Below are 22,100 nucleotides of genomic sequence, written 5' to 3' on the forward strand. Positions count from 1 at the left end.
CCGCTTTCATCGGGCCTGCTCGGCCACGGTGATCGTGGCCGAGGCGGTCTGCCCACCCGACGTGACCGTGAGGGTGGCCTGGCCGGGCCGTACGCCGGTCAGCGTGTGCGTGGACAGGTCGAGGACCGCGACGACGCCGTGGCGGCGTGCCGCCTTCTTCGCGTCCGCGGCCGACTCGGCCACGGCGAGGGCGCGGTCGCCGCTCCACGTCACGCTGGCCGGGTACGCCAGCGGGAACGTCAGGTTCGCGCCGCCGGTGCTGCCCGTCGCCGAGACCTCCGCCGAGGCGTCCGGGGCGAGCGTGCCGGGCGCCGACAGGCTGATCTTGTCGATCAGCGGGTTCGTCCGCGCCACGACCCAGTCGCGGGTCTGCGGGCTGGGACGGCCCGCCTCGACCTCGCCGGGCCGGGGATCGACGCCGACGAGGTCCCACCCGAAGAACCCGCCCTTGTCCGGAGAGCTGTAGGGCGTCTTGCCCACCGGCGGCGTGGTGACCTCAAGCACGCCGTCCGACCTGGTGGCGGCGGCGGTGTGGGCGTGGCCGGTGAACAACGCGACCGGCTTGCCCGACGACTCCCGCCAGCCGGCGAGCCACTTCTCGACCAGGTCCGCCTCGCGCTGGTCGGAGAACTGGGACGCGCCCGCCCCCGAGGGGTCGCGCAGGGGGTGGTGGAAGACGACCGCGACGGACGTCACGGACCTGTCCTTCGCCGCGGCGTCCAGGTCCTGCCGCAGCTCGGGCACCTGCGACCAGTCCGACGCCCGCAGCCCGCCCAGCGTGGTGTTGAGCAGGATGAAGCGGGTGCCCTTGTGGTCGAACACCTGGTGGGCCTGCCGCCCGGTGGCGAGGAAGTTGTCGAGGGTCCCCGTCGCCGTGGCACCGGACTCGTGGTTGCCCGGCGTCCAGTAGACCGGCAGGCCGGTGGGCACGTTGGCCTTGAGGATCTCCTCCGCGAGCGCGAAGTCGGCCGGCGTGTTGTTGTCCACGAAGTCGCCGTTGATCACGATGAAGTCGGGCTTCGCGGCGACGGCCTGCTTCAGCGCGGAGGCCGCCTGCTGCGCCGCGAACGACGTCGTGCCCCCGGCCGCGCCCACGTGCAGATCGGACATGATCGCGAACCGCCAGCGCGAACGGTCGATGTCGGCCTGCTCCAGGACGAACGGATCGGGGGTCCGGACGTCGCCGGTGGCGAGGTCCTGACCGACCAGCGCGGTCAGCCCGTCGAACCTGAGCTGTCCGGCGTCCTTGGCGAGGTTGGACGTTTCGACCACGTACACGTTGAGCAGCGTGATCGGCTCGGTGAAGCCGGTGGGCAGGGCGCCTTCGACCCACTTCCACCCGGTCCAGTCGACGACGGTGGCGAAGGTGAAGGGGACGTTCGTCGTGCCCTGCGACCGCAGCGTGGCCCGCAGCCAGTGCCCCCGGCCGTCGCCGTACACCCACATGCCGAGCCGTCTGGTGCCGGTCGGCAGGGTGAGCGGCCCGGGCTTGGCCACCGCGTACGCCGCCGAGGTGCCGGAGGTGCCGGTGAAGTCGTAGGTGAGCGCGAGGGCCTGGTTGCCGGCCGCCGCGCCGGGACGGTCCGCGGCGTCGACGCCCGCCACCGACGCGGTGGCCCTGGCCGTCGAGACGCCCCAGGGCTCGCCGCCGTCGAACTCGGCCAGCGACCCGCGCTTCAGCCCGACGGCGACGGGCAGGTGCGCGACCTCGCCCTGGACGGTCGCGGTGATCACGGCGCCGCGGCCGTCGGCCGCCTCCAGCCCGGTGACCGTGAACGACCCGTCGTCGCGCGGCTCCACCTTCATCACAGAGGTGTCGTAGTCCAGGTCGACGTCGCGGGCGGCGATCGGCGCGTCGAAGCCGTCGGCGTCGGTGCCGGTGACCCCCACGACGGCCGAGCCGCCGGCGTCCAGGGTCAGGCTCGTGGCGGTGAAGGCGACGGCGGACAGGGCACCGAGCACGCGGACGTCCGCCGCGCCGTGCGCCCGCCCCGAGCGGGCCTCGATCTCGCCCTCCCCGGAGCGCTCGGCGTGCAGCAGGCCGTCGCGCACGGTGCCGAGCTTCCCGGCATCCCAGTGGATCGCGCTGTCTTTGCCGCCCTTGTCGTTCTTGCCGCTGTCGAGGGGGACCGGGGCGTACGACTCGTCGTACCCGGCGGCGGAGACGCCGAGGGTCAGCCCGGGGAAGACGCGCGGCGCGCTCGTCCGCACCGCGAGGCCCTTGAGCGCCCCCGATCCCTTCGCGGCGAACAGCCCGACCCCGCTGGGGATGAGCCGTTCACCGCCGTCCGACGGAGTGTTGACCACGCTCACCCCGGCGTCGCCGGGCGTGCGGGCGACGAGGTCGGACGAGCCGCCGCCGTCGAGCATGAACGCCTCGTCGGCGCCGAGCCGTACGAGGAGCTTGGCCGTCTCGTCGAAGCTCAGACCGGCGGAGAAGTTGGCCGAGCCGTCGATCGTCACGAGCAGGAGCCGCCTGCCGCCGTCGCGCCAGCCGATCGCCGTACGCGGCTTCGGCGCGTCGTTGCCCGTCGAGGGCGGGAAGTCGATCGCCTGGCCGTCCCGCACGAGGACCGCTCCGCTGCCCAGCGCGGTGCGCAGCTTCGCGGGGGAGTCGGTGCGCAGGCCGGTGGTGAGCGTCACAGGGTCACCGGCCTTGGCGCCGGCGAGCGGGGCCGCCGCGCTCCCCACGCCCACGACCACCAGGCCCCCGGCGGGCACGGGTGCCGTCGTGACCGCGTCGTTCACCGCCGTGACGACGCCGCCGGAGACGACCAGTTCGGTGACGGGCGTGCCGTGGCCGATCAGCGTGCGCAGGCCGGGTCCCCACTGGTCGGTGAAGACGGAGACGGCGTTCGCGGGCAGGGACGCCGAGTTGAGCGAGGCGACCGGATGGCCCGTGCCGCCCACCGTCACCGTGCTCTCCAGCAGCGCGCTCGCGAGCCGGGCGATCTTGTCCTCGCCCACCGAGGCGACCGTGGCGGGCTGGGTGGTGGCCTTGCGCACCTGGCCGTCCCTGACCTCGGGACCGATGACCGCGTTGGTCTGGTTGATGTCGTAGTAGTCCCCGTTGACCGCCGCCACGGCTCCTGCGGCGTCCGCCGACTTCGACAGCGCCCGGGTCTCGGTCAGCGTGCCGCCGACCATGCCCACGTCCACCCGGTCGTCCGCCAGGTCGGCGTTGAGCACGTGCGTGCGGGTCCAGCCCGTACGGCCGAAGACGTCGAACGACGTCAGCACGATGCCGGGGGCGATCAGGCGGTCGGTGCGGGCCGCCTCGACCGACTCGCCGGGGACGGTGGTCTGGTAACCGGGCGGTTCGGCCGGCCTGTCACCGGGCGGCGCCTCGGCCCATGCCGTCCCGCCGACGGCCACGGAGCCCGCGGCGACGACCGCTGCCACGGCGACAATGTGCGCAAATCTGCGCATTTTGTACCTCCAAGCAATAACGGGCCTGAAGGTAGACAATCTCTAAACCGATCTTCCGTCCACGGCATGACGCCACAATGACCACCCCATGAACGACAGATCTTCCCTGCCCCGGCGGACGCATCCGTCGCGTGGGAACGACAGACGGCCGTGCGGGGCTCAGTGGAGAGCGATCGCGACCACCAGGGACAGCAGGAGTACGACCGTCGACCCCTCCCGCCCGGGATTTCGCCGTCGCCGACATCTCGCGGAGAAGGGCCGACGCCATCGGCCGAGGTAGCTTTTCGAGCATCTCCCCGTACTTGTCCGCGTAGTCGACCGACACCGTGTGCAGTATCCGGCGGGCGAACGTCATCGAATGTGCCTGAGGCATGCCGCGATCATGGTGGCGTCGAGCGGGATCAGTATCGCGGTCACTCGTTCCGCGTCCAGTGCCACCGACTACTCGAGCAACCGGGGGCCTCTTGCGTCGGGCTCGCGACGAGCTGTCTTTTGGCGTGACGCGCGTCGATCCGACCGTGCGTGGCATTCGCCGCGGATGACGTCGAGCCTCGTCCGCCACCGCCGGAGGAGAGGGGGAACAGGTGTGGCACGACCAGAGCGGCAAGCGCCACAAGGAAACCGAGGACGCTGGCGAGTTTGTCGGCCTTGTCGAGCCCGGCCGCGGAGATGTACGCCACGAGCCCGATGACGATGAGGCCGAAAATCAGCCGTCCCACCCAGATCCACATGCGGTTTCGGTGCGGCATCGACATGAATCGCCTTCCGGCGGACCGATTGGTGATCGTCCCTGTCTCTGGAGCAACTCGACGAGGCACCTTCACTTGACGATGACGGGACCGTCCGGCGCCTGCCTTGCGATCGCCGCCTGCCGACCACTCCTGGCCGGCAGGGGTCGCACGACCGCTCGACCTGTCAGGTCCCGTCGGTCTCGGCAAGCCTGCGGGCGAGGTATCGGCGCTCCGCGTCGGTGGGGGCGAGCGCCAGGGCCTCCTCGTAGGCCCGCGCCGCGTCCGCCGTACGGCCCAGCCTGCGCAGCAGGTCGGCACGGGTCGCGGGGAGCAGGTGGTGCCCGGCCAGTGCGCCGCCGGCCCGCAGAGCGTCGACCAGCCGCAGACCCGCGAGGGGGCCGTCGGCCATCGCCACGGCGACCGCCCGGTTCAGCTCGACCACCGGAGACGGCGCCAGGCGCGCGAGCTGTGCGTACAGACCGGCGATCTGCGGCCAGTCGGTGTCGTCCGGGTCGAGGGCGGTGGCGTGACAGGCGGCGACGGCCGCCTGCACCTGGTAGGGCCCGGGGCGGCGGGATGCCAGCGCGTCGTCCAGCAGCCGCAATCCCTCCTCGATCTCGTCGTGGTCCCACTTCGCGCGGTCCTGGAACTCCAGGGTGACGATGTCGCCCGCCTCGTCGAACCGGGCCGCGCGCCGCGAGTCCTGCAGCAGCATCAGCGCGAGCAGCCCCTGCGCCTCGGGCTCGCCCGGCATGAGCCCGGTGAGCACCCGGGCCAGCCGGATGGCCTCGGCGGTCAGCTCCGGCCGGGCGGGGCTCGGCCCGCCGCTGGCCGAGTATCCCTCGGTGAACAGGACGTACAGCACGCCGAGCACCCCCGCCGTCCGCTCCGCCAGCAGGTGCGCGGGCGGCACCCGGTAGGGGATGCCGGCGTTGCGGATCTTCCGCTTGGCCCGCACCAGCCGCTGCGCCATGGTCGTCTCCGGCACCATGAACGCCGCGGCGATCTCGGCCGTGGTCAGCCCCGCGAGCGTACGGAGGGTGAGGGCGACCTGCGCCTCCAGCGGCAGGGCCGGGTGACAGCAGGTGAACATCAGGCGCAACCGGTCGTCGGGCACGTGATCCTCCTCCACCGGCTCCGGATCGGGGCCGGCCGGCGTGGCCGCGACCGCGCGGAGCCGCGCCGCCTCGGTCGTGGCCCGGCGCAGCCGGTCGAGCGCCCGGTTGCGGGCCGCCGTGGTGAGCCACGCCCCGGGACGGCGCGGCACGCCGTCCCGGGGCCAGCGGGCGAGTGCCTGGGCGAAGGCGTCCTGGGCGCACTCCTCGGCCAGGTCCCAGTCGCCGGTCAGCCGGATGAGCGTGGCGACGACGCGGCCCCACTCCTCGCGGAACGCCTCCTCGACGACCCGGGTGACGTCGGCGCCGCTCACTCCGGCCAGAACGGCCTCACCTCGATCGCGCCGAACGACGCCACCGGATGCTTCGAGGCGATCTCGATGGCCTCGTCCAGGTCGGCGCACTCGATGATGTCGAATCCGGCGATCTGCTCCTTGGTCTCGGCGAACGGCCCCTGGGTCACCAGTCCGCCGCGCACCGTCGTGGCGTCGCCGGCGGGGCACAGGCGATGCCCGTCGAGGCGCACGCCACGGCGCTCCGTCTCCTCGATCCACGGCTCGGGGTCGGCCTGCTCGGGGCTGACCTCGACCGACTCCTCGGCACAGATCAACAACAGGTATTTCATCGGTTCTCTCCTCCGGGACACGGCGGCCGCCCTGTCGCGGCCGTTCTCCTCTACGACGCGGCGGGTCTCCGAAATCGACATCCGATCGCGCCCGGATGTCGAAAATCCGCCGGGGCGCCGTCGTCCTTCCGGGAGGCGCCCGTCGGGAGGCGCCGTACGGGAAGGCGGGACGCATGTCCGAGGTGGCCCGGGAAGCCAGTCGAGGCAGCCGGCGAGAGGGCCTGGAGGGGAGAGCCGTGCGGCGGGCACGCGCGGCGGTGACGGCGGTGTTCGCCGTGAACGGCGCCCTGATCGCCGCGTTCGCGGTCCGCACGCCCTCCCTGAAGGCGGACCACGACCTGACGGAGGGACTGCTCGGGCTCCTGACCGCCCTGGTCGGCGTGGCGGGGCTCGGTGCCACGCAGGTCGCCGGGCGCCTCGCGGCGCGGATCGGCAGCGCGTGGGTCGTGCGGATCGCCGCGGTCGCGCTTCCCCTCGCTCTGCTCGGGGTGGGCCTCGCCGGCGGGCCCATCCATCTGGCCGCGGCGATGCTCCTCGTCGGCGCGGCGAACGGCCTGCTCGACACGGCGATGAACGCGCAGGCGGTCATGGTCGAACGGGCGGCACACCGTCCCATCATGAACGGCTGCCACGCGGCATGGAGCATCGGCTCCGTGGCGGGGTCGCTCACCGGCGGGGCCGCCGCCCAGGCGGGCATGTCCCTCACCACGCATTACCTGATCGCGGGGGTGGTCGTGACGGCCGTCGTCCTGGTGGTGGGCAGAGGGCTGCCGGCCGAGGAAGCCTCCGCGCAGCACCCGCCCGCGCGTACGGACGACGTGGCCGGACGCCGCGGATGGCGCGGATGGCGAGCGGGCTGGACGCGGCGCGTCCTGCTCCTCGGCGCGATGGGCGCGGCGGTGCTGGCCTGCGAGGGGGCCGTCATCACCTGGAGCGGGGTGTTCCTGCACGAGGACCGCGGCGCCTCGCTGGGCGCGGCCTCGCTGGGGCTCGTCGCCTTCACCGCCTGCCAGACGGCCGGACGGCTCGTGGGCGACCGGCTGTCCGCGCAGCACCCGGCACGCGTCCTGGTGCGGGGCGGCACCGCGCTGGCGGCCGCGGGCCTGACGGCGGTGGTCGTGGCTCCCACGCCGATCCTCGCGATCGCCGGGTTCGCCCTCGCCGGTCTCGGGCTGGCGACACCGCTGCCGCTGATCTTCAGCGCGGCCGGGCACGCGGGCACGGCGGAGGGCGGCGCGGGAGCGACCGCCTCGGTCGCCCGGCTCACCACCATGACGTACTCCGCCATGCTGCTCGCTCCGGCGCTCGTCGGCCGCGTCGCACAGGCGCTCGGGCTGACCTGGACGCTGGCGCTGCTGGTGCCGCTGCTGGTGACCGTGGCCTGGAAGGCTCACGTGGTTGCAGGCACCCCGGCGAGCTCGGCCGCCCCACCCGTCGTCCCGGCCGGTGTGCCGAACGAGGCGCTCTGACCTGACGGTCCCGGGTGCCTCAGCCGCGTTCGGCGGCCTGCACGGCGGCATCCACGGTGTGCCGCAGCAGCAGCGCGGTGGTGACCGGGCCGACCCCGCCGGGCACGGGCGTGAGCGCGCCGGCCTTGTCCGCGACGGCGACCGCGTCGACGTCGCCGACGAGGCCGCCGTCCTCGGTGGGGTTGGTGCCGACGTCCACGACCACCGCCCCGGCCCGCACGTGCTCGGCCGTGATCAGACCGGCGCGGCCGACCGCGGCCACGACCACGTCGGCCGCGGAGGTGACGGCGGGCAGCTCCCGCGTGCGGGAGTGGCAGACCGTCACGGTGGCGTTCCGGTCCAGCAGGAGATGGGCGGCGGGCTTGCCGACCACGGTGGAGCGGCCGACCACGGCGACGTGGCTGCCGGTCAGGTCGATCTCGTGATGGTCGAGGATCGCCACGACGGCCTCGGCGGTCGCCGGAGCGAACGCGGGCAGACCCGCGGCCAGGCGGCCCAGCGACAGCGGGTTGGCGCCGTCGACGTCCTTCTCGAACGCGATCGCACCGGCCAGGTCCTCCGGCTTCGCCCCCTGCGGCAGCGGGGTCTGGAGGATGATCCCGTGCACGGTGTCGTCGGCGCTCAGCGCCGCCAGCCTGTCGCGAATCAGGCCGGGGGCGGCCTCCGCGCCGAGGTCGACGATGTCGCAGGTGATGCCGGCCTTCTCGGCGGCGCGGGCGATCGAGCGGACGTACCAGGCGCTGGACTCGTCGGCCGTGGCGACGACGACCGCGAGCTTCGGCGGCGTGCCGGCCGCGGCGAGCGCGGCGGCCCGCTCGGCGGCCTCGGCCCGGATGGACACCGCGAGCTCCTTGCCGGACAGAACGCGGGCGCTCACTTGGCGATCTCCTCACGGACGGCGGCGGTGACCCGTTCGGCCCGCGCGGCGACCTCGTCCACCCCGGCCGCCTCGGCGGCCAGCTCGGCGCGGGCCCGCTCGTCCTTGATCCCCCCGAGGTTGATCTCGATGTTCACCCGGGCGGTGGTCGCCGCGGCCCGCGCCGCCTCGGTGGCGGCGGCGATGTCGGAGACGACGTTGCGGTTGCCGATGGGCAGCAGTTCCTCGGCGATGCCGACGACCCTCCTCGCGACGGCGACCACCTCGGCCGGGACCGTGCCCGCCCCCACCAGCGCCTCGGCGATGGCGGCCGATCGGGCCGCCTTCGCCTCGTCGGTGTCCTTGGGCAGCTTGTACGCCTCGGTGACCGCCGTGAACGCCGCCGCGTCGTCCTCGGCGAGGCGCAGGGCGCCCGCCCGCAGTTCGTCGGTCTCGCCGACGATCCGCTCGATCACGGCCGCGTGTTCGGCGTACTTCTCGCCGGTGGTGTAGCGCGCGACCATGCCCAGCAGGGCCGCGGCCTGCGCGGCCTGCAGGGCCGCGGCGGCGCCTCCACCCGGCGCGGGCACCCGATCGGCGAGGCGGGACAGGAAATCGCTGATCTTCTCGTCGCGCATCGCGCTCGTCCTCCGGTCGTCCCTGGTCCCGCACACGACGCAGCTCACGTGCGGCACGGTTCGCGCACAGCTCACGGTTCGCGCACGGCACGGCTCGTGCATGGCACGGCCGGGAAAATCCTCCCACGTCCCGCTGGTCGCTCCGCGTATGGGGCTCCTTCGTGTCAGCGGGACGTGCAGGCCGTCCGGGGCGCGGGCCGTACGGGCTCGGGCGGGGACGCGGCGCGCCGGGAGGGCCCGGCCGGGGCCTGACCGAGGAGGGTGCCGCCGAGGGCGAGGACCATGCCGAGCAGCTGAACGAGGCTGAGGGCCTGACCGAGCGCCGCCCAGCCGATGACGGCCGCCGAAACCGGACTCAGCAGCGCGAGGAAGGCGACGGACGTCGCGGGGAGCCGGGAGATCCCGCGGAACCAGATCCAGTAGCCGAGGGCGGTGCCGACGATGCCCAGATAGGCGTAGCCGAGCAGGTTCTCGCCGCTGAGCGCCGGTGGGGCGCCCTCGACGAGCAGGGCGACCGGGACGAGCAGCAGCCCGCCGGCGGTGAGCTGCCATCCGGTGAGGGCGAGGGCTCCGACGCCCTCGGGGCGGCCCCAGCGCTTGGTCAGCACGGTCCCGGCCGACATGGAGGCGGCCCCGGCCAGCCCGGCGAGCACGCCGACCATGTCGAGCCGCGCCTCGGCGCGCAGGACGACCAACCCGACCCCGAGCAGTCCGAGGAGACCGGCGAGCACCTTGCGTGCGGTCGGACGCTCGGCGAGCAGCAGGGCGGCGAAGACGAGCGCGAACAGCGGGCCCACCGCGCCCAGCACGGCCGCGACGCCGCCGGGCAGCCGGTACGCCGCCAGGAACAGCAGCGGGAAGAACGCCCCGATGTTCAGCACGCCGAGCACCGCGGCCCGCCAGATCCACGCGCCGCGCGGCAGCACGCGGCCGATGACCAGCAATGCCAGCCCGGCGGGCAGCGCTCTCATCACCGCGGTGAACATCGGGCGGTCGGGCGGCAGGAACTCCGTGGTCACGGCGTACGTCGAGCCCCAGGCGAGCGGCGTGAGCGCGGTGAGGGCCAGCGTTCCGGCGTGTGAGGCGGAACCGGACCGGGATGCGGCGAACTTGCCCATGAAGATTGCTCCTCATTGATAATCTCAACGTTGAAATAACAGCATGGGACTCTCGTCGACGTCAAACTGATTAACGTTGAGATACTTAGCGCTTAGGGGTCGTCATGGATGACGCCGTCGATCTGCTGATGGCACAGTGGGCGCGGGAACGGCCTGACCTGGACGTGTGGCCGATGGGGATCATGGGCAGGATCTCCCGGCTGTCGCGGCTGCTCGACCGTGAGCTGAAGGAGTTCTTCGCCGCGCACGGCCTGGAGCGCTGGGAGTTCGACGTCCTGGCCACGTTGCGCCGGTCCGGCCCGCCGTACGAGCTGACGGCGGGAGCGCTGAACAGGGCGGCGATGGTGACCTCCGGCGCGATCACCAACCGCATCGACCGCATGGCGGCCAGGGGACTGGTCGAACGGATCCCCGACTCCGGCGACAGGCGGTCCATCCGGGTCCGGCTCACCGAGCGCGGCCTCGCGCTCGTGGACGAGGTGATCGAGCCGCACGTCGCGAACGAGGCGCGCCTGCTGGCGTCGCTGGACCCCCGGGAGCGGGACCACCTCGCCGCCGCCCTGCGCACCCTCCTCGCCTCCCTCGGCGACACCACGTTGGGCTAGCTCGGCAGGCCGGCTCCTCGGGGAGACACGGCAGTGTGCCTCAGCCGGGCTGCAGGGCCTGCACGAGATCGGCGGCTAGGAGGGACGCCACCAACGCAACAGTTTCAGGGTCGCCGATGCCCTCTTCTGCGCGTCCCGCCATCCTCGCGCCGAGTGCGTCGGGCCCCGGCGCCGCCCTGCGCACCCTCCCCGCCTCCCTCGGCTAACCGGCATCCAGGGACGTGTTCCTTTCCTGCTCGCCCTGGTCGTGACACTCACGTCACCAGGGCCAGTACGCGGGCGGCGTCCTCGGGCGGGAGGGAGGCCGCGGTGAGCGCCTGCCGGGAGTCCATCGGGCGGTAGGCCGTGCGGGACAGTCCGGTCCAGGCGAAGGCGGGGCGGGCACCGACGGGAGAAGACCCGCGGGAGGACGTGCAGGCGGCGGCTATCCGGCGGGCGGCGCGGCCGGTCCAGGGCAGGCCGCACCAGTCGTACAGGTCGCGGAAGCCGTCGAGGGGCGCGGCGCACAGATCCTCATAGCGCACGACCCTGAGGCCGGTCGCGCGCCGGGCCACGGTGTCGGTGAGCCGCCGCGCGACCTTCCACAGCATGGCCGCCCCGGTGACCACGTCCCGGTTCCCGGCGAGCGGTCCGAGCTCGGCGACGTACGGGTGGTCGCGCAGCAGGAGGGGCTGGTCGAGCAGTTCGCGCACGTCCACCCTCCAGCCGAGCCGCCGCCAGCTCCCGGCGAACGACACGGGGTCGCGGACCACGACGACCACCCGGCACCCGAGGCGGCCGGCGAACCACTCGGCGGACAGGAGCGCGAAGGGGTCGTCGAGCAGCGCCCGCCTGTCCAGCAGGCGGCCGAGGGCGAAGGCCGTGCCGTACTTGGCCATCCGCGCGAGGTCGCCGGGCCCGTGGTTGCGGCGGATCTCGGCCGGCCAGTTGTAGCGCAGCGCGACCGTGCGGGAGAACGCCGCCAGCCAGGGCGTCTCGTTGCCGGGGCAGATGTACTGGAAGCGGTGGGTCACCGACGCGTCGAGCACGCCGGGGGAGCGGCCAGGCGGGCGCTGCGGGTTCAGCGGCTCGTTGACGTAGACGAGCCGCCCGCTCGCCGTGAGCATCCGGCCCACCCAGCTCGTGCCGCTGCGCGGCAGCCCGGTGACCAGCACCGGCGGTTCCGCGGTCACGAGGCCGCTCTCACAGCCCCGGCCGCCTTCGCAGCCGCAGCCGACCGGCCTCCGCCGAAGGGGCGCAGGCCGTAGCGGCGGTGGACCTGTACGGCGGGCAGCAGGTTCTTCACGAGCACGCCGCCCGACCAGCCCAGCACCGCCCCCAGCGCGCCGTACGCGGGCACGAGCAGCACGTCGAGGGCGATCGTCACGGCGACGGCCGTGCTCGCGTTGACCAGGCTGGCGGCCGTGCGCCCGCCGGCGACGAGCACGACGTCGACCATGCCGCAGGCGGTCGCGACCATCATCGTGGCGGAAAGGACGAGCGCGATCGCGCCGCCGCCGGAATATGCGGGCCCGAACAGCGGCAGCAGCCACGGCGCGAGCGCCGCGTACCCCAGCCAGAGCGGCCAGGTGAGCACGACCAGCCACCTGGTGGTCGTCCGGTACAGCGCGCGGGCGGCGTCGATGTCGCCCTCGGCCAGGGCCCTGACCAGCCGGGCCTGCGCGGCCTGGGCGAGCCCCTGACCGGCGAGCTGCCCCAGCACCTTGAACCGGGTCGCCGCCGTGTAGACGGCCGCCGCGGCGGGCCCCGCGAGCAGCGCGACGATCACCACGTCGAGCCGCTGGAACACCGACTGCACGGCCGCCGCGGCCGACCGCGGGGCGGTGTGCCGCCAGAAGGCGCCCACGTCGCCCACGTCGTACGGCCCGAGCCCGCGCAGCCGTACGGCGGCCAGCACCGCGCCGGCCACGGAGGGAAGCGCCCAGGCAGCGGCCAGCACCGGCGGCGGGGCCCCGGCGAGCACGGCCGCGGTGACGAGGGCGAACTGCCCGAGCGGCTGGACGGCCCCGGAGAGCAGCAGGGTCGGCCGCATGGTGCCGAGGCCGCGGGTGGCGCAGACCAGCACGTCCGACAGGGCGACGAACGGCAGGGCGGCGGCCAGCACGACCCAGACGCCGCCGGGCACGCCGGTGAGCCCCGCCAGCGGTCCGGCCGCCACGGCGACCCCGGCGCCGGTCACGGACGCGAGCGCGGCCACCGGCGCGAGGACCCCGCGGACCAGCCGCCGCCCCCCGTCCCGGCCGCAGCCGCCGGCGGACCGGTTGCGGGCCAGGGCGTGGACGAGGCCGTTGCCGGTGTCGAGGCGGACGACGCCCGCGAGCATCAGGCACAGCGCGGTGGCCGTGAAGAACGCCCCGGCGGCCGCCGGGGCGAGCGACCGCGTCACCACCAGCACGAGCGCGAACTGCCCGCCCGCCGTGGCGCCCGCCGTGACCAGGCCGGCGACTCCGTGCCGGAGAAGGCCGCCCGGCCGCGACAGATCGGTCAGCGCCGCCACGAGGGCACCGCTCCGAGCCACGGGACGAGCAGTGCGTCCCATGGCTCGAAGTGCTCGCGAAGCCGCCGGTGGACCGCCGCGGGCATGGCCTCCCGAGGCCGGGCGTTGTGCCGTTCGAACTCCACGCGGCCGAGGCGGGGCAGTCCCAGGAACCCCAGCACCCGGTCGTAGGCGGCGCCGGGATCGCGGAACAGCAGCCCGCTGTCGAGGACCAGGATCCGGTCGCGCCCCACGAGCGGCTCGAGCCGGGCCAGCTGCTCGGCGTACCGTCCCCGCGCCAGGTAGGCGTGGTGCCGGTGCGCGTGGCTCGCGTATCCGGGGACGGTCCGCAGCCGTTCGGCCTCTCCGGTGAGGCGCTCCGGCTCCAGCGCGAGGGCGCGCTCGAAGCTCGGCTCGGTCTCGAACCCCCGCGCCAGCTCGTGGGCGTGGGCGGAGCAGGCCCGCTCGACCGGGTCCCGGACCAAGACGATCAGCTTGACGCCGGGGAGGTCTCCGGCGATGCGGGCCCCCGCAAGGGGGTGGAACAGGTAGTAAGGGGCCGATTCGAACGCCTGAGGGGCGTGGCCCCACCGGAATCGGAGCGCCTGCGCCCTGGACGTCAGCGGGAAGTGGGCGCGATACCAGGGCAGGCCCCGCTCGTAGGCCATGTCGAAGTAGTGGACACCCTTGCGCAGCACCGGCTTCATGACCAGCGGATGCCGGGACAGGGCGCGATACAGCGAGGTCGTGCCGCACCGCTGCGCCCCGATGATCAGGAACGACGGCAGCACCCTGCCCGCGCTGGTCGCCCTCCCGGCGGCGAGCGAGACGGCGTGCGCCGAGTTTTTCAGCGCAGCGTGTTTCAGCACCGAGTGTTTCAGCACCGAGTGTTTCAGTGCGGGGTGTTTCAGCGTGGACCTCACAGCAGGCACTCCAGGTGATCGACCAGGGGGTTCAGCCAGGCGGCGGGCGGCCCGAGCGGCTCGTGGCCGTCGCGGCGGTGCCGCTCGGCCAGGGCGACCAGGTAGTGGACCGCCGTACGGCGTGCCCGGGCCACGTCGACGCCGAACGGCTCCAGAAGCCCGCCCGCCTGGGCGAGACAGGATCGGGCGGCGACCGGAGGCGGCATCCGGCGCAGGGTTCGGTGGAAGAAGTGGTGCAGGGCGTCGAAGCCGGGCGGCACGCCCACCGCGAATCGCTCCCAGTCCCACACGAGCAGTCGTCCGTCCGCCCCCGCCGCGACGTTCCAGGGGGTGAAGTCGCCGTGCCAGGCCGCCGTCTCCCCGGGCCGCTCACCGCAGCCCGCCTCGTCGTCGTACGGGCGGATGGCGGCGATCTCCCGCGCGGCCGAGGTGAGCAGGCCAGCGGGCACGCGGCGGGAGGTCACGGGCAGCGGCGACAGCATCAGCACCTCGAGCCCCCGCCACATGCCGTGATACAGCACGTCGGGCGGCACGACGACCTTCAACGGCCGCCCGGCGAGCATGCGCAGCACCTCGCTCTCGTATCGCACCAGCCGCCTGGCCCGCGGCGTGTCGCCGATCTTGACGAACCCGGCGAGCCCCGACTCGTCGTACGCCTCCAGGATGGGTTTGCGGTTGGCGCGGCGGGCGGGCCTGACGTGGACGACGACCCGCATCCGGCGGCCGAGGACGTCGCTCAGGTGCGTCTCGATCGTGTCGGTCCCGCCGCCGACGGGAAGGCCGCGGCCCAGCGCGGCGTGCCACCACGCGCGCGGGACGACCCGCCGGGGGAGGAGACGGTGCGGCAGCACGCTGCGGACACCGGGCCGGACGCCGAGCCGGACACCGAGCCGGACACCGTGCCGGCCATTGGGCCGGGCCTCGGGCCGGGCCTCGGGCCGGGCCTCGGGCCGGGAAGGGGGGAACAGCAGGTCCATCACCTCGTCCAGGTAGTGGAGACGATCGGCCGCGTCCCTCATCGCGCCTCCCCGAGGTCACAGGCCCCGGTGGCGTTGCGCCAGAGCAGGGCGAAGGAGATCAGATACAGGGTCAGGGCGCTGATCAGTCCGTCGTAGACGACCATGTAGAGCAGCACGAGGATCATGACGAGCGTCCCCGCCTTGCCGATCGGCGTCCGGTCCGCCCAGTAGCGCCGCACCGCTCCGGCGAAGAAGGCGACGTACAGCAGGGCCCCCGCGAAGCCCTGGCTGATCAGCAGCAGCCACAGTTGCCCGTCGCTGCCGAGCGGGGGATGGCCGCACTCCACGCACCACGCGCTGCGGCCCGTCGTGACCGTGCGGTGGCTGCCGTACGCGTAGCGCGTGTTGCCGTACCCGATGACCGGTGAAGAGGCCGCGACCCGGACGGTGGACGCCACCGTGAACGCGCGGATGCCGTTGCTGTGCGGGTTGTCCAGCCGTTGCGCGACGATCGTGCTCAGCGGCGACAGCACGAACGCCGCCGCGGCGACGGCCGCGACCGCACCGGCCAGCAGGGGGCGTGTACCGCGGATCATCAGGTACGCCGCCGAGATCCCGAGCCCGATCCACAGGCCCCGGTTGAGCGAGTAGACGACCGGGACGGCGGCTGCGGCGAGCACGAGTACGGCCGCCGCGCGGCGGTACGGCCCGCCGTAGGTCCACCACCCCACCACGAACCAGATCACCAGCACCGAGACGTCGCTGCCCCAGGCGTTGGCCCACTCGAACGGCGCCTCCGGGCGCGGCGCGGCGTGCCCGAGCACGTGCTGCATCTGGGCCGCCGTCGGGTGGATCAGGTTGGCGACGAACGGGTTGCCGGCGATCGACGACGGCAGCGCCGTCTCCAGCGGCGAGGTGAACGCGAAGCCCGGCGCGAGCACACCGAGCAGCCCACCCGCGACGGCCGTCAGGAACAGCACGCCGAGCCACCTGACCAGGGTGCGCTGCGGCAGCTCGTCATGGGTGAGGTTGCCCAGGTAGAGCACCATGATCAGGAGTGAGACGTAGACGGCCAGCCGCATCAGGTAGCCGGCGATCCGGCCGGCGGCGAGCTCGCCGTACGTGCCGTCCGGCGTCTCGGCGAGCGCGAGCGCGCTGACCAGATAGCCCGCCAGCAGCAACGCCCACAGGCCGAAGCCCTTCGGCGCGCGGATCGGCCGCCTGCGGCACAGCACCACCGCCATCGGCACGGCCAGGACCACCACCGACAGCCCGCCCAGGCCGAGCGCCCACCAGACCGGGTAGCCGAGCAGGAACGCCGCGATCGGCCACGCCGCCCGCCCGGCCCTGCGCCGGTGCCGGGGACGGAGACGGGGACGGGGGCGGGCCGCCGGCGACGGGGCGGCGCGGGGGGCGGGGACGCTCACGCGCCCCACTCCGCCGTCTCGGGGACGGGCGCGACGAACCCCGGCGGCACCGCGACGGCGCCGAGCACGCGGGCGCCCTGCCGGGCGAGCTGCCGTACGGCCCGGGTGACCTCCGGGGAGGTCGTCCGCCGCAGGCCGACCAGCAGCAGGGCGGCGTCGGGATGGGCGGACCGGCCGGTCACGACCGTCACCGGCACCAGATGCGCCAGCGCGGAGCCGAGGCCCTTGGCGAGCGGCCTGGCCGCGCTCCCCGCCCCCACGCCTTCGAGGAGCAGCCGGTGAGGTCCGCCGCCCAGCGACGTGGCGACGGCGGCGGCCACCTCGTCGAGGAAGGCCGCATCCGGCCGGGCCGGAAGCTCGGCGAGCAGCGGCAGGCCGCACAGCCGTTCGACGTCCGCGCAGGTGCGGACGCGGGTGTCCAGCCGGTCGCGGCCGAACGCGGCCCCCGCTCCGGCGAGCACGCCGAGGAACAGGCCGCTGCCGAGGAAGAGCGGCGGGCTCGGATGGGCCGGCCGCGCGGGCGGCGTGGCGGGGCTGATCACCGTGCCCGGCGTCACCGCGACGGTCTTGAGCGCGTCGTAGCGGAGCGTGAGGTCCGACACCTGCCGGGCGAGCACGGCCTGCCGCCGGGCCGTGCCCGGTACCGCCGCGGTCTGTCCGGTTTGAGTGGTTTGTGTGGTCGCCGTATGAGCGGCCTTGTCGAGGTCGTCCTCGACCTCGCGCAGTCGCGCGGCGATCAGCTTCAACTGGCCGCCGATCGCGTCCTCGGCGGCGCGGGCACGGTTGCGCAGGTAGGCCTCCGCGTACGCCTGCGCCCCCGCGGCCGCGGCCCGGGGATCCGACGCCGAGTAAGAAATGGAGAGAATGGCGGAATTGGGAGGAACGTCCACTGTCACGTGCTCCCGCAATTCCTCCGGATCCGGATATTTCGCAATCGCGGCGGCCAGGGCGGAGACGACCGCGGATCGGGCGATCTGTGATTCGGTGTCGAGGTTGAGCGTTTCCCGTTGCCGGGAGTTCGGCACGTTGAACTGTTCCTGCGCGCCGGTCGGCAGCACCTGCACCTGGGCGACCGCGGTGTAGCGCTCGGGGGTCACCGCGAGCGCCGCGGCCCCGCCGCCCACTCCCGCGAGCAGGCAGACGGCGGCGACCAGGCGCCTGCGCCAGAGCACAGAACCGTATTCAGAAAGGTCGCGGCTGTGCGTCGGCAGGCTCATCGAACTCCCCGTGCCCTCGTTCGTCACGCGGCCGCGGCCGGCGGTGGGGCCACCGGTGCCCCACGGCGAGGGAGGGGCGGCCGGGCGCGTTCGCGGTCCCGGCGGCGGTCCGGCGGGATCCGGTCTCGAACTATAAGCCGCCGCGGAGTTTCGTCCCCGGCTATTGCCGAATTCGCGTCGGGTAATGGCCGCTCAATTAGCCGATGAAACGGAAATATCCGTATACGTGAGATGAGGAAACGGCCCCCGAAGCCACGGGGATTGATGGGATGGTGTTTGCCCATCCGTTCATTGCGTGGTCTGCCGAGGAAGGGGGCGCGATGAGACTCATCGCCGGCGTGGCCGTACTGGTGGCGGGGGCGTGCGCGACGGCATGCGCGGGCACCGCCACGAGCGGGCGGGTGCCGGGCGGCGCGGCGACGACGCCGGTCGCCTGCGCGGTCACCGACAAGCTCATCCCGACGTGCGGGGCGTGGTGGGGGATCGCGCCCGACGTCTTCTCCGGACGCGGCCCGGTCCGCGCGGTGGACCTGGCCGAACGCCGCATGGGCCGCCGGGCCGACATCGTGCACGTCTACCACCGGGGCGGAGAGCTCTTCCCGACCGCCGAGGAGCGGGAGATCGCCAAGGGGCCCCGCCTGCTGCTGGTGAACTGGAAGCCGGCGCTCGACCACACCTGGGCCGAGGTCGCGCGCGGCGAGGTGGACGGGCGCGTCGACCGGCTCGCCGAGCACATCCGGCGCACCTTCCCCGGCCGGTTCTTCCTCACGATCCACCACGAGCCGGAAAACGACGTGCGCGAGGGCGGGGGCTACTCGCCCGCCGACTACGTCGCGATGTACCGCCATGTGGTGACCCGCCTGCGGCAACAGGGGGTGCGCAACGCGGTGACCGTGATGACCTACATGGGCGCGCCCAACTGGGCGGCCAAGCCGTGGTTCGGCAGGCTCTACCCCGGCGACGACGTGGTCGACTGGGTGGCCTTCGACCCGTACGCCGACGACCGGGTGAGCGACTTCGCCGGGCTGGTCGACAAGACCCGGTCCGACGCGCCGGGCTGGCCCGGGTTCTACCGGTGGATGCAGGCCAGGTTCCCGGCCAAGCCGATCATGGTCGCCGAGTGGGGCGCCTTCGAACGGCGCGGGGCGCCCGGGTTCAAGCGCGACTTCTTCGAGTCGGTCCGGCGTCAGATCGGGGACTACCCCCAGATCAAGGCGCTGGTCTACTTCGACTCGCCGCTCGCGCCCAGGGGCGACACCAGGTTCGACACCACGCCGGGCGCCACCCGGGCGTTCGCCCAGCTCGGGCGGCTGCCCCGCTTCACGTCGACGCCGGTGCCGCCCTCCTGAGCCTTCGGCGGACGCCTCAGCGGACCCAGCCGCCCGAGGTGACGAGGTTCAGCACGGCTCCGACCGCGCGGTCGATCGTCATGTCCGTGGTGTCGAGGACGAGGTCGGCGTCCTCCGGCTCCTCGTACGGGTCGGAGATCCCGGTGAACTCCGGGATCAGCCCGGCCCGCGCCTTGGCGTACAGGCCCTTGCGGTCGCGGCGCTCGCACTCCTCCAGCGGCGTGGCCACGTGGACGAGCAGGAAGTCGCCGCCGACCTCCTCGACCATCGCCCGCACCTCGTCCCGGGTCGCGGCGTACGGCGCGATGGGCGCGCAGATCGCCAGTCCGCCGTGGCGGGCCACCTCGGCGGCCACGAAGCCGATCCTGCGGATGTTGCGGTCGCGGTCCTCGCGCGAGAACGTGAGCCCCGCCGACAGCAGCCGCCGCACGACGTCGCCGTCCAGATAGGTGACCGTGCGGCCACCGCGTTCGAGCAGCGCGTCGCGCAGGCCCCTGGCGATCGTCGACTTGCCCGAGCCGGACAGCCCGGTGAAGAACACCACGAGCCCCCGCTTGTGCGGCGGCCCCGGGATGGTGACCGGCGCGGGACCGGCGTAGTGCTCGGTGGCGCCGTAGTTGCGGGCCACGTGCTCGCGGAGTTCGAGGTCGATCTCGGTGTCCTCGCGCGGCGCGAGCGGCACCGCGACCACCATCGCCCCGGGGAGCCGCTCGGCCGCCTTGAGCGCGGCGCGCACCACGGCAGGGCCGCCCTCGCCGAAGACGAGGGGCATGAGGAGCACGGCCGCGCCCAGTTCCTCGGCGGTCGCCGCCACGTCGTCGATCGCGGCGCCGTCGAGCGGCCCGCGCATCGTCACCGCGAGGACCTCGCCGTCCGGCAGGTCCTTGCGGACCTCCTCCGGCGTGCGTCGCAGCCGGGAGAACGGGCCGTACACGGGGGCGTCGAGCGCCTCGACCGGTCCGGCGGCGTGGTGGCCGTCCCGCTCCACGACGGTAAGCACCGCGAGCGCCGCGCCCTCGGGGTCCCTGAGCGTCACCCGGTCGCCGGGCCCGAACTCGTCCGGGAGCGCGATCGTGATCGGGTCGGGCCACGACGCCCCTCCGGGCAGCCGCCCGCGCTCGGCCACGCTCTCCACCTCGGCAGAGGTGAGAAAGCCGGTCAGCGGCGCGTACGCCCCGGACAGCAGCAGCTCCAGGTCGGCCAGCTCACGTGCGTCGGGCGTCCACTCGGTCATGGCTTCCGTTTCCGCTCGATCGGTCCCGGCTCGGTTCGGGGCGCAGCTCGGTGGGTCGGATACGCACCCTACTGGCAACCGCACGCATAGCGTGCCGGTGCCCGGGGCGTCTACAGGCAGACAATAATCCGAGGAGGTGCTCGTGGACGCCGCAGAAGAGCGACGATTCCGCGAATTCGTGTCGGCCCGCGCGCCGGCGCTCATGCGGCTGGCCTATCTGCTGACCGGAGGAGACCAGCATTCCGCTGAGGACCTGGTGCAGACCGCCCTGGCCAAGGTCGTGACGCGATGGGGGCGGCTCGACGAGCCCGAGGCGTACGTGCGGCAGGTCATGTACCGCCAGCAGATCAGCTGGTGGCGGCTGGCGTGGCGGCAGCGGGAGACCAGCGTGGCCGACGTGCCGGAGCACCCGGCCGGCCGCGTGGGCACCGACGACGCCGAGCTGCGGCTGATCCTGCGCACGGCGCTCGCCCGGCTGACGCCCCGCCAGCGCGCCGTGCTCGTGCTGCGCTATCTCGAAGACCTGCCGGAGGACGAGGTGGCCCAGGTCCTCGGCTGCTCCGTGGGGACCGTGCGCAGCACCGCGCACCGGTCCCTCGCCCGGCTGCGGACGACCGCGCCGGAACTCGCCGATCTGCGCCTGAGTGAGGTGGTCTCATGACGCCCCGGATGCTGAAGCAGACGCTGGAGGAGTGGTCGCGGGAGGCCCAGGTGCCCGGCGACCTCGCCGACCGCGCGCTGCGCCGCCGGTCGCGGCTGCGATTGACGAGATTCGCGGGGGCGGTCTCGTGCGCGGCCGTCGTGGCGGCCGTGGCCCTGCTGGTGCCGCTGGTCGTGGTCCCCCTCTTCACCGCGGAGCCGATCTCGCAGGTCGGCGGCCCGCCCGTGGTGGTGCCCGTCGAGCCCTACCGGCAGACGACCCTGGTGGACGACGTGCTCGCCGACACCGGGAACTCCCCTCCGAAGACGATGATCGCGGCGGGCAGAGTGGCCGTCTCCGCCTACTACACGTGGCGGTCGCGTACGGTCGCCGGGCGCAAGGTGCTGGACCGCACGTGGTATCTCCTCGATCCGGCGACGAAGGCCTACGAGAAGACCGAGTGGGGCTGGGCCGAGGTCGCACCCGGCCTGCGCTGGGCGGCGGTCCTGGAGAAGGACCTTCCCGCACGCAGGATCGGCATCCTCGACATGGAGACCCGGCAGGTGCGGGCGTGGGTGCCGGTGGACCACCCCGTGGGCGGCGTCGCCTGGTCCCCGGACGGCACGCGCCTGCTCGCAACCGCCTACGACGAGTCCCCCGACCTGGACATGATGTCCGTCGACGAGCGACAGTGCCCGGCGCGGGTCGCGGCGACGCCGGAGGCCTCCCGGCAGCCGCCGTTCCAAATGATCTCCACCAGCCGCACCGGCTTCTACGTCGTCGACGCGGCGACCGCGACGGCGGGCGACTTCCATGCCGTTGACCCCTGCTGGACCGAGAACAGCAACGTCAGGCGCGACTTCGAGTGGAGCGACGACGGCACCCTGATCCGCGAGCGCAGCAACGTCTGGAAGCGGCCGGACGCCTTCCTGGACCTGGAGGGCAGACCGCACGACGCACCCCCCGGCCACGTCGCCACGGAGTCGAAGGCGGGCGTGTCGCCCGACGGCACGCTGCTCGCCGGCCCCGACGGCATGCCCACCAAGGTCACCGAGCTGTCGACGGGCGAGATCGTGGGCCGCCAGCAGGTGCTTCAGCTTCTCGCCTGGGCCGACGACCGCCGCCTGGTCGCGCTGGGCTGCGCGGGCACCTGCGGAAGCGAGTTCCACAACGGCCTGGTCCTGGTGGGCGTCGACGGCGAGGACATGGTCCCGCTGTCGGCGTACCGGAAGAACAGCCAGAGGCCCGAGGCATGGCAGCCGGTCCTGACCCCCAGGTAGCGGCTCAGA

Annotated in this window: 19 protein-coding genes; 5 read left to right on the forward strand and 14 right to left on the reverse strand. The window is 73.7% G+C overall.

Annotation, left to right across the window (positions count from 1 at the left end; genetic code table 11):
• Nucleotides 1–6 precede the first annotated feature (6 nt).
• From ABZ860_RS15730 to ABZ860_RS15745, 4 genes are all read right to left on the reverse strand, one after another.
• On the reverse strand, nucleotides 7–3,402 hold the full coding sequence (locus tag ABZ860_RS15730; RefSeq protein ID WP_357220351.1) for a phosphodiester glycosidase family protein: 3,396 nt from the start codon (nucleotides 3,400–3,402) through the stop codon (nucleotides 7–9).
• Nucleotides 3,403–3,842: 440 nt separating this feature from the next.
• The gene (locus ABZ860_RS15735; protein ID WP_357220353.1) at nucleotides 3,843–4,184 is read right to left on the reverse strand and encodes a hypothetical protein; all 342 of its coding nucleotides are present in this window, start codon (nucleotides 4,182–4,184) and stop codon (nucleotides 3,843–3,845) included.
• Between the two features lie 160 nt (nucleotides 4,185–4,344).
• On the reverse strand, nucleotides 4,345–5,589 hold the full coding sequence (locus ABZ860_RS15740) for an RNA polymerase sigma factor (RefSeq protein ID WP_357220355.1): 1,245 nt from the start codon (nucleotides 5,587–5,589) through the stop codon (nucleotides 4,345–4,347).
• Nucleotides 5,586–5,900: a YciI family protein gene (locus ABZ860_RS15745; RefSeq protein ID WP_357220357.1), complete on the reverse strand. Its 315-nt coding sequence runs from the start codon at nucleotides 5,898–5,900 to the stop codon at nucleotides 5,586–5,588. The genes ABZ860_RS15740 and ABZ860_RS15745 overlap by 4 nt, the downstream gene beginning before the upstream one ends.
• 236 nt (nucleotides 5,901–6,136) lie before the next feature.
• On the opposite strand from ABZ860_RS15745, the gene ABZ860_RS15750 reads away from it, so the two are divergent.
• On the forward strand, nucleotides 6,137–7,369 hold the full coding sequence (locus tag ABZ860_RS15750; protein WP_357220359.1) for an MFS transporter: 1,233 nt from the start codon (nucleotides 6,137–6,139) through the stop codon (nucleotides 7,367–7,369).
• A gap of 19 nt (nucleotides 7,370–7,388) precedes the next feature.
• Here ABZ860_RS15750 and ABZ860_RS15755 read toward each other — a convergent pair whose 3' ends face one another.
• The 3 genes from ABZ860_RS15755 to ABZ860_RS15765 all read right to left on the reverse strand — a co-directional run bounded on the left by ABZ860_RS15755 (nucleotide 7,389) and on the right by ABZ860_RS15765 (nucleotide 9,981).
• On the reverse strand, nucleotides 7,389–8,246 hold the full coding sequence (locus ABZ860_RS15755; RefSeq protein WP_357220361.1) for a bifunctional 5,10-methylenetetrahydrofolate dehydrogenase/5,10-methenyltetrahydrofolate cyclohydrolase: 858 nt from the start codon (nucleotides 8,244–8,246) through the stop codon (nucleotides 7,389–7,391).
• A complete protein-coding gene (locus tag ABZ860_RS15760; RefSeq protein ID WP_357220363.1) occupies nucleotides 8,243–8,911 on the reverse strand; it encodes a cyclodeaminase/cyclohydrolase family protein in 669 nt (222 codons plus the stop codon). The genes ABZ860_RS15755 and ABZ860_RS15760 overlap by 4 nt, the downstream gene beginning before the upstream one ends.
• Before the next feature lie 116 nt (nucleotides 8,912–9,027).
• Nucleotides 9,028–9,981, reverse strand: a complete 954-nt coding sequence (locus ABZ860_RS15765; RefSeq protein WP_357220365.1) for an EamA family transporter — start codon at nucleotides 9,979–9,981, stop codon at nucleotides 9,028–9,030.
• 104 nt (nucleotides 9,982–10,085) lie between these two features.
• On the opposite strand from ABZ860_RS15765, the gene ABZ860_RS15770 reads away from it, so the two are divergent.
• A complete protein-coding gene (locus ABZ860_RS15770) occupies nucleotides 10,086–10,586 on the forward strand; it encodes a MarR family transcriptional regulator (protein WP_357220367.1) in 501 nt (166 codons plus the stop codon).
• A gap of 254 nt (nucleotides 10,587–10,840) precedes the next feature.
• On the opposite strand, the gene ABZ860_RS15775 is transcribed toward ABZ860_RS15770, so the two are convergent.
• From ABZ860_RS15775 to ABZ860_RS15800, 6 genes are read right to left on the reverse strand one after another with little or no spacing between them, the layout of a single operon-like run.
• Entirely contained in the window at nucleotides 10,841–11,758 is a 918-nt protein-coding gene (locus ABZ860_RS15775; RefSeq protein ID WP_357220369.1) for a sulfotransferase domain-containing protein, read from the reverse strand.
• Complete coding sequence (locus ABZ860_RS15780; RefSeq protein ID WP_357220371.1) at nucleotides 11,755–13,083, reverse strand: polysaccharide biosynthesis C-terminal domain-containing protein; 1,329 nt, start codon at nucleotides 13,081–13,083, stop codon at nucleotides 11,755–11,757. The genes ABZ860_RS15775 and ABZ860_RS15780 overlap by 4 nt, the downstream gene beginning before the upstream one ends.
• Nucleotides 13,071–13,928: a sulfotransferase domain-containing protein gene (locus ABZ860_RS15785; RefSeq protein ID WP_357220782.1), complete on the reverse strand. Its 858-nt coding sequence runs from the start codon at nucleotides 13,926–13,928 to the stop codon at nucleotides 13,071–13,073. The genes ABZ860_RS15780 and ABZ860_RS15785 overlap by 13 nt, the downstream gene beginning before the upstream one ends.
• A 53-nt stretch (nucleotides 13,929–13,981) precedes the next feature.
• A complete protein-coding gene (locus tag ABZ860_RS15790; protein ID WP_357220373.1) occupies nucleotides 13,982–15,004 on the reverse strand; it encodes a hypothetical protein in 1,023 nt (340 codons plus the stop codon).
• Nucleotides 15,001–16,371 carry a hypothetical protein gene (locus tag ABZ860_RS15795; protein ID WP_357220375.1) on the reverse strand — a complete coding sequence of 457 codons (1,371 nt, stop codon included), beginning with the start codon at nucleotides 16,369–16,371 and terminating at the stop codon, nucleotides 15,001–15,003. Before ABZ860_RS15795 ends, ABZ860_RS15790 begins: the two co-directional genes overlap by 4 nt.
• The gene (locus ABZ860_RS15800) at nucleotides 16,368–17,588 is read right to left on the reverse strand and encodes a Wzz/FepE/Etk N-terminal domain-containing protein (RefSeq protein WP_357220377.1); all 1,221 of its coding nucleotides are present in this window, start codon (nucleotides 17,586–17,588) and stop codon (nucleotides 16,368–16,370) included. The genes ABZ860_RS15795 and ABZ860_RS15800 overlap by 4 nt, the downstream gene beginning before the upstream one ends.
• A 320-nt stretch (nucleotides 17,589–17,908) precedes the next feature.
• Between ABZ860_RS15800 and ABZ860_RS15805 the strand changes: the two genes are divergently transcribed.
• A complete protein-coding gene (locus tag ABZ860_RS15805; RefSeq protein WP_357220379.1) occupies nucleotides 17,909–18,937 on the forward strand; it encodes a glycosyl hydrolase in 1,029 nt (342 codons plus the stop codon).
• Nucleotides 18,938–18,953: 16 nt separating this feature from the next.
• Here the strand turns inward: ABZ860_RS15805 and cysC are convergent, their stop codons facing one another.
• Entirely contained in the window at nucleotides 18,954–20,249 is a 1,296-nt protein-coding gene (gene cysC, locus ABZ860_RS15810; protein ID WP_357220783.1) for an adenylyl-sulfate kinase, read from the reverse strand.
• Between the two features lie 64 nt (nucleotides 20,250–20,313).
• Between cysC and ABZ860_RS15815 the strand changes: the two genes are divergently transcribed.
• Both ABZ860_RS15815 and ABZ860_RS15820 read left to right on the forward strand, forming a co-directional pair.
• Complete coding sequence (locus ABZ860_RS15815) at nucleotides 20,314–20,832, forward strand: SigE family RNA polymerase sigma factor (RefSeq protein WP_357220381.1); 519 nt, start codon at nucleotides 20,314–20,316, stop codon at nucleotides 20,830–20,832.
• Nucleotides 20,829–22,091, forward strand: a complete 1,263-nt coding sequence (locus ABZ860_RS15820) for a hypothetical protein (protein ID WP_357220383.1) — start codon at nucleotides 20,829–20,831, stop codon at nucleotides 22,089–22,091. The genes ABZ860_RS15815 and ABZ860_RS15820 overlap by 4 nt, the downstream gene beginning before the upstream one ends.
• Nucleotides 22,092–22,100: the final 9 nt, after the last annotated feature.

The sequence above is a fragment of the Microbispora sp. NPDC046973 genome (genome assembly GCF_040644495.1).
In the GTDB taxonomy this organism is placed as follows: domain Bacteria; phylum Actinomycetota; class Actinomycetes; order Streptosporangiales; family Streptosporangiaceae; genus Microbispora.

What these genes read in the sequence shown, in the direction of transcription:
- ABZ860_RS15745 (WP_357220357.1), bottom strand. Translation starts at nt 5,900, where the DNA reads ATGAAATACCTGTTGTTGATCTGTGCCGAGGAGTCGGTCGAGGTCAGC.
- ABZ860_RS15735 (WP_357220353.1), bottom strand. Translation starts at nt 4,184, where the DNA reads ATGTCGATGCCGCACCGAAACCGCATGTGGATCTGGGTGGGACGGCTG.
- ABZ860_RS15770 (WP_357220367.1), top strand. Translation starts at nt 10,086, where the DNA reads ATGGATGACGCCGTCGATCTGCTGATGGCACAGTGGGCGCGGGAACGG.
- ABZ860_RS15820 (WP_357220383.1), top strand. Translation starts at nt 20,829, where the DNA reads ATGACGCCCCGGATGCTGAAGCAGACGCTGGAGGAGTGGTCGCGGGAG.
- ABZ860_RS15790 (WP_357220373.1), bottom strand. Translation starts at nt 15,004, where the DNA reads ATGAGGGACGCGGCCGATCGTCTCCACTACCTGGACGAGGTGATGGAC.
- ABZ860_RS15800 (WP_357220377.1), bottom strand. Translation starts at nt 17,588, where the DNA reads ATGAGCCTGCCGACGCACAGCCGCGACCTTTCTGAATACGGTTCTGTG.
- ABZ860_RS15765 (WP_357220365.1), bottom strand. Translation starts at nt 9,981, where the DNA reads ATGGGCAAGTTCGCCGCATCCCGGTCCGGTTCCGCCTCACACGCCGGA.
- ABZ860_RS15805 (WP_357220379.1), top strand. Translation starts at nt 17,909, where the DNA reads ATGAGACTCATCGCCGGCGTGGCCGTACTGGTGGCGGGGGCGTGCGCG.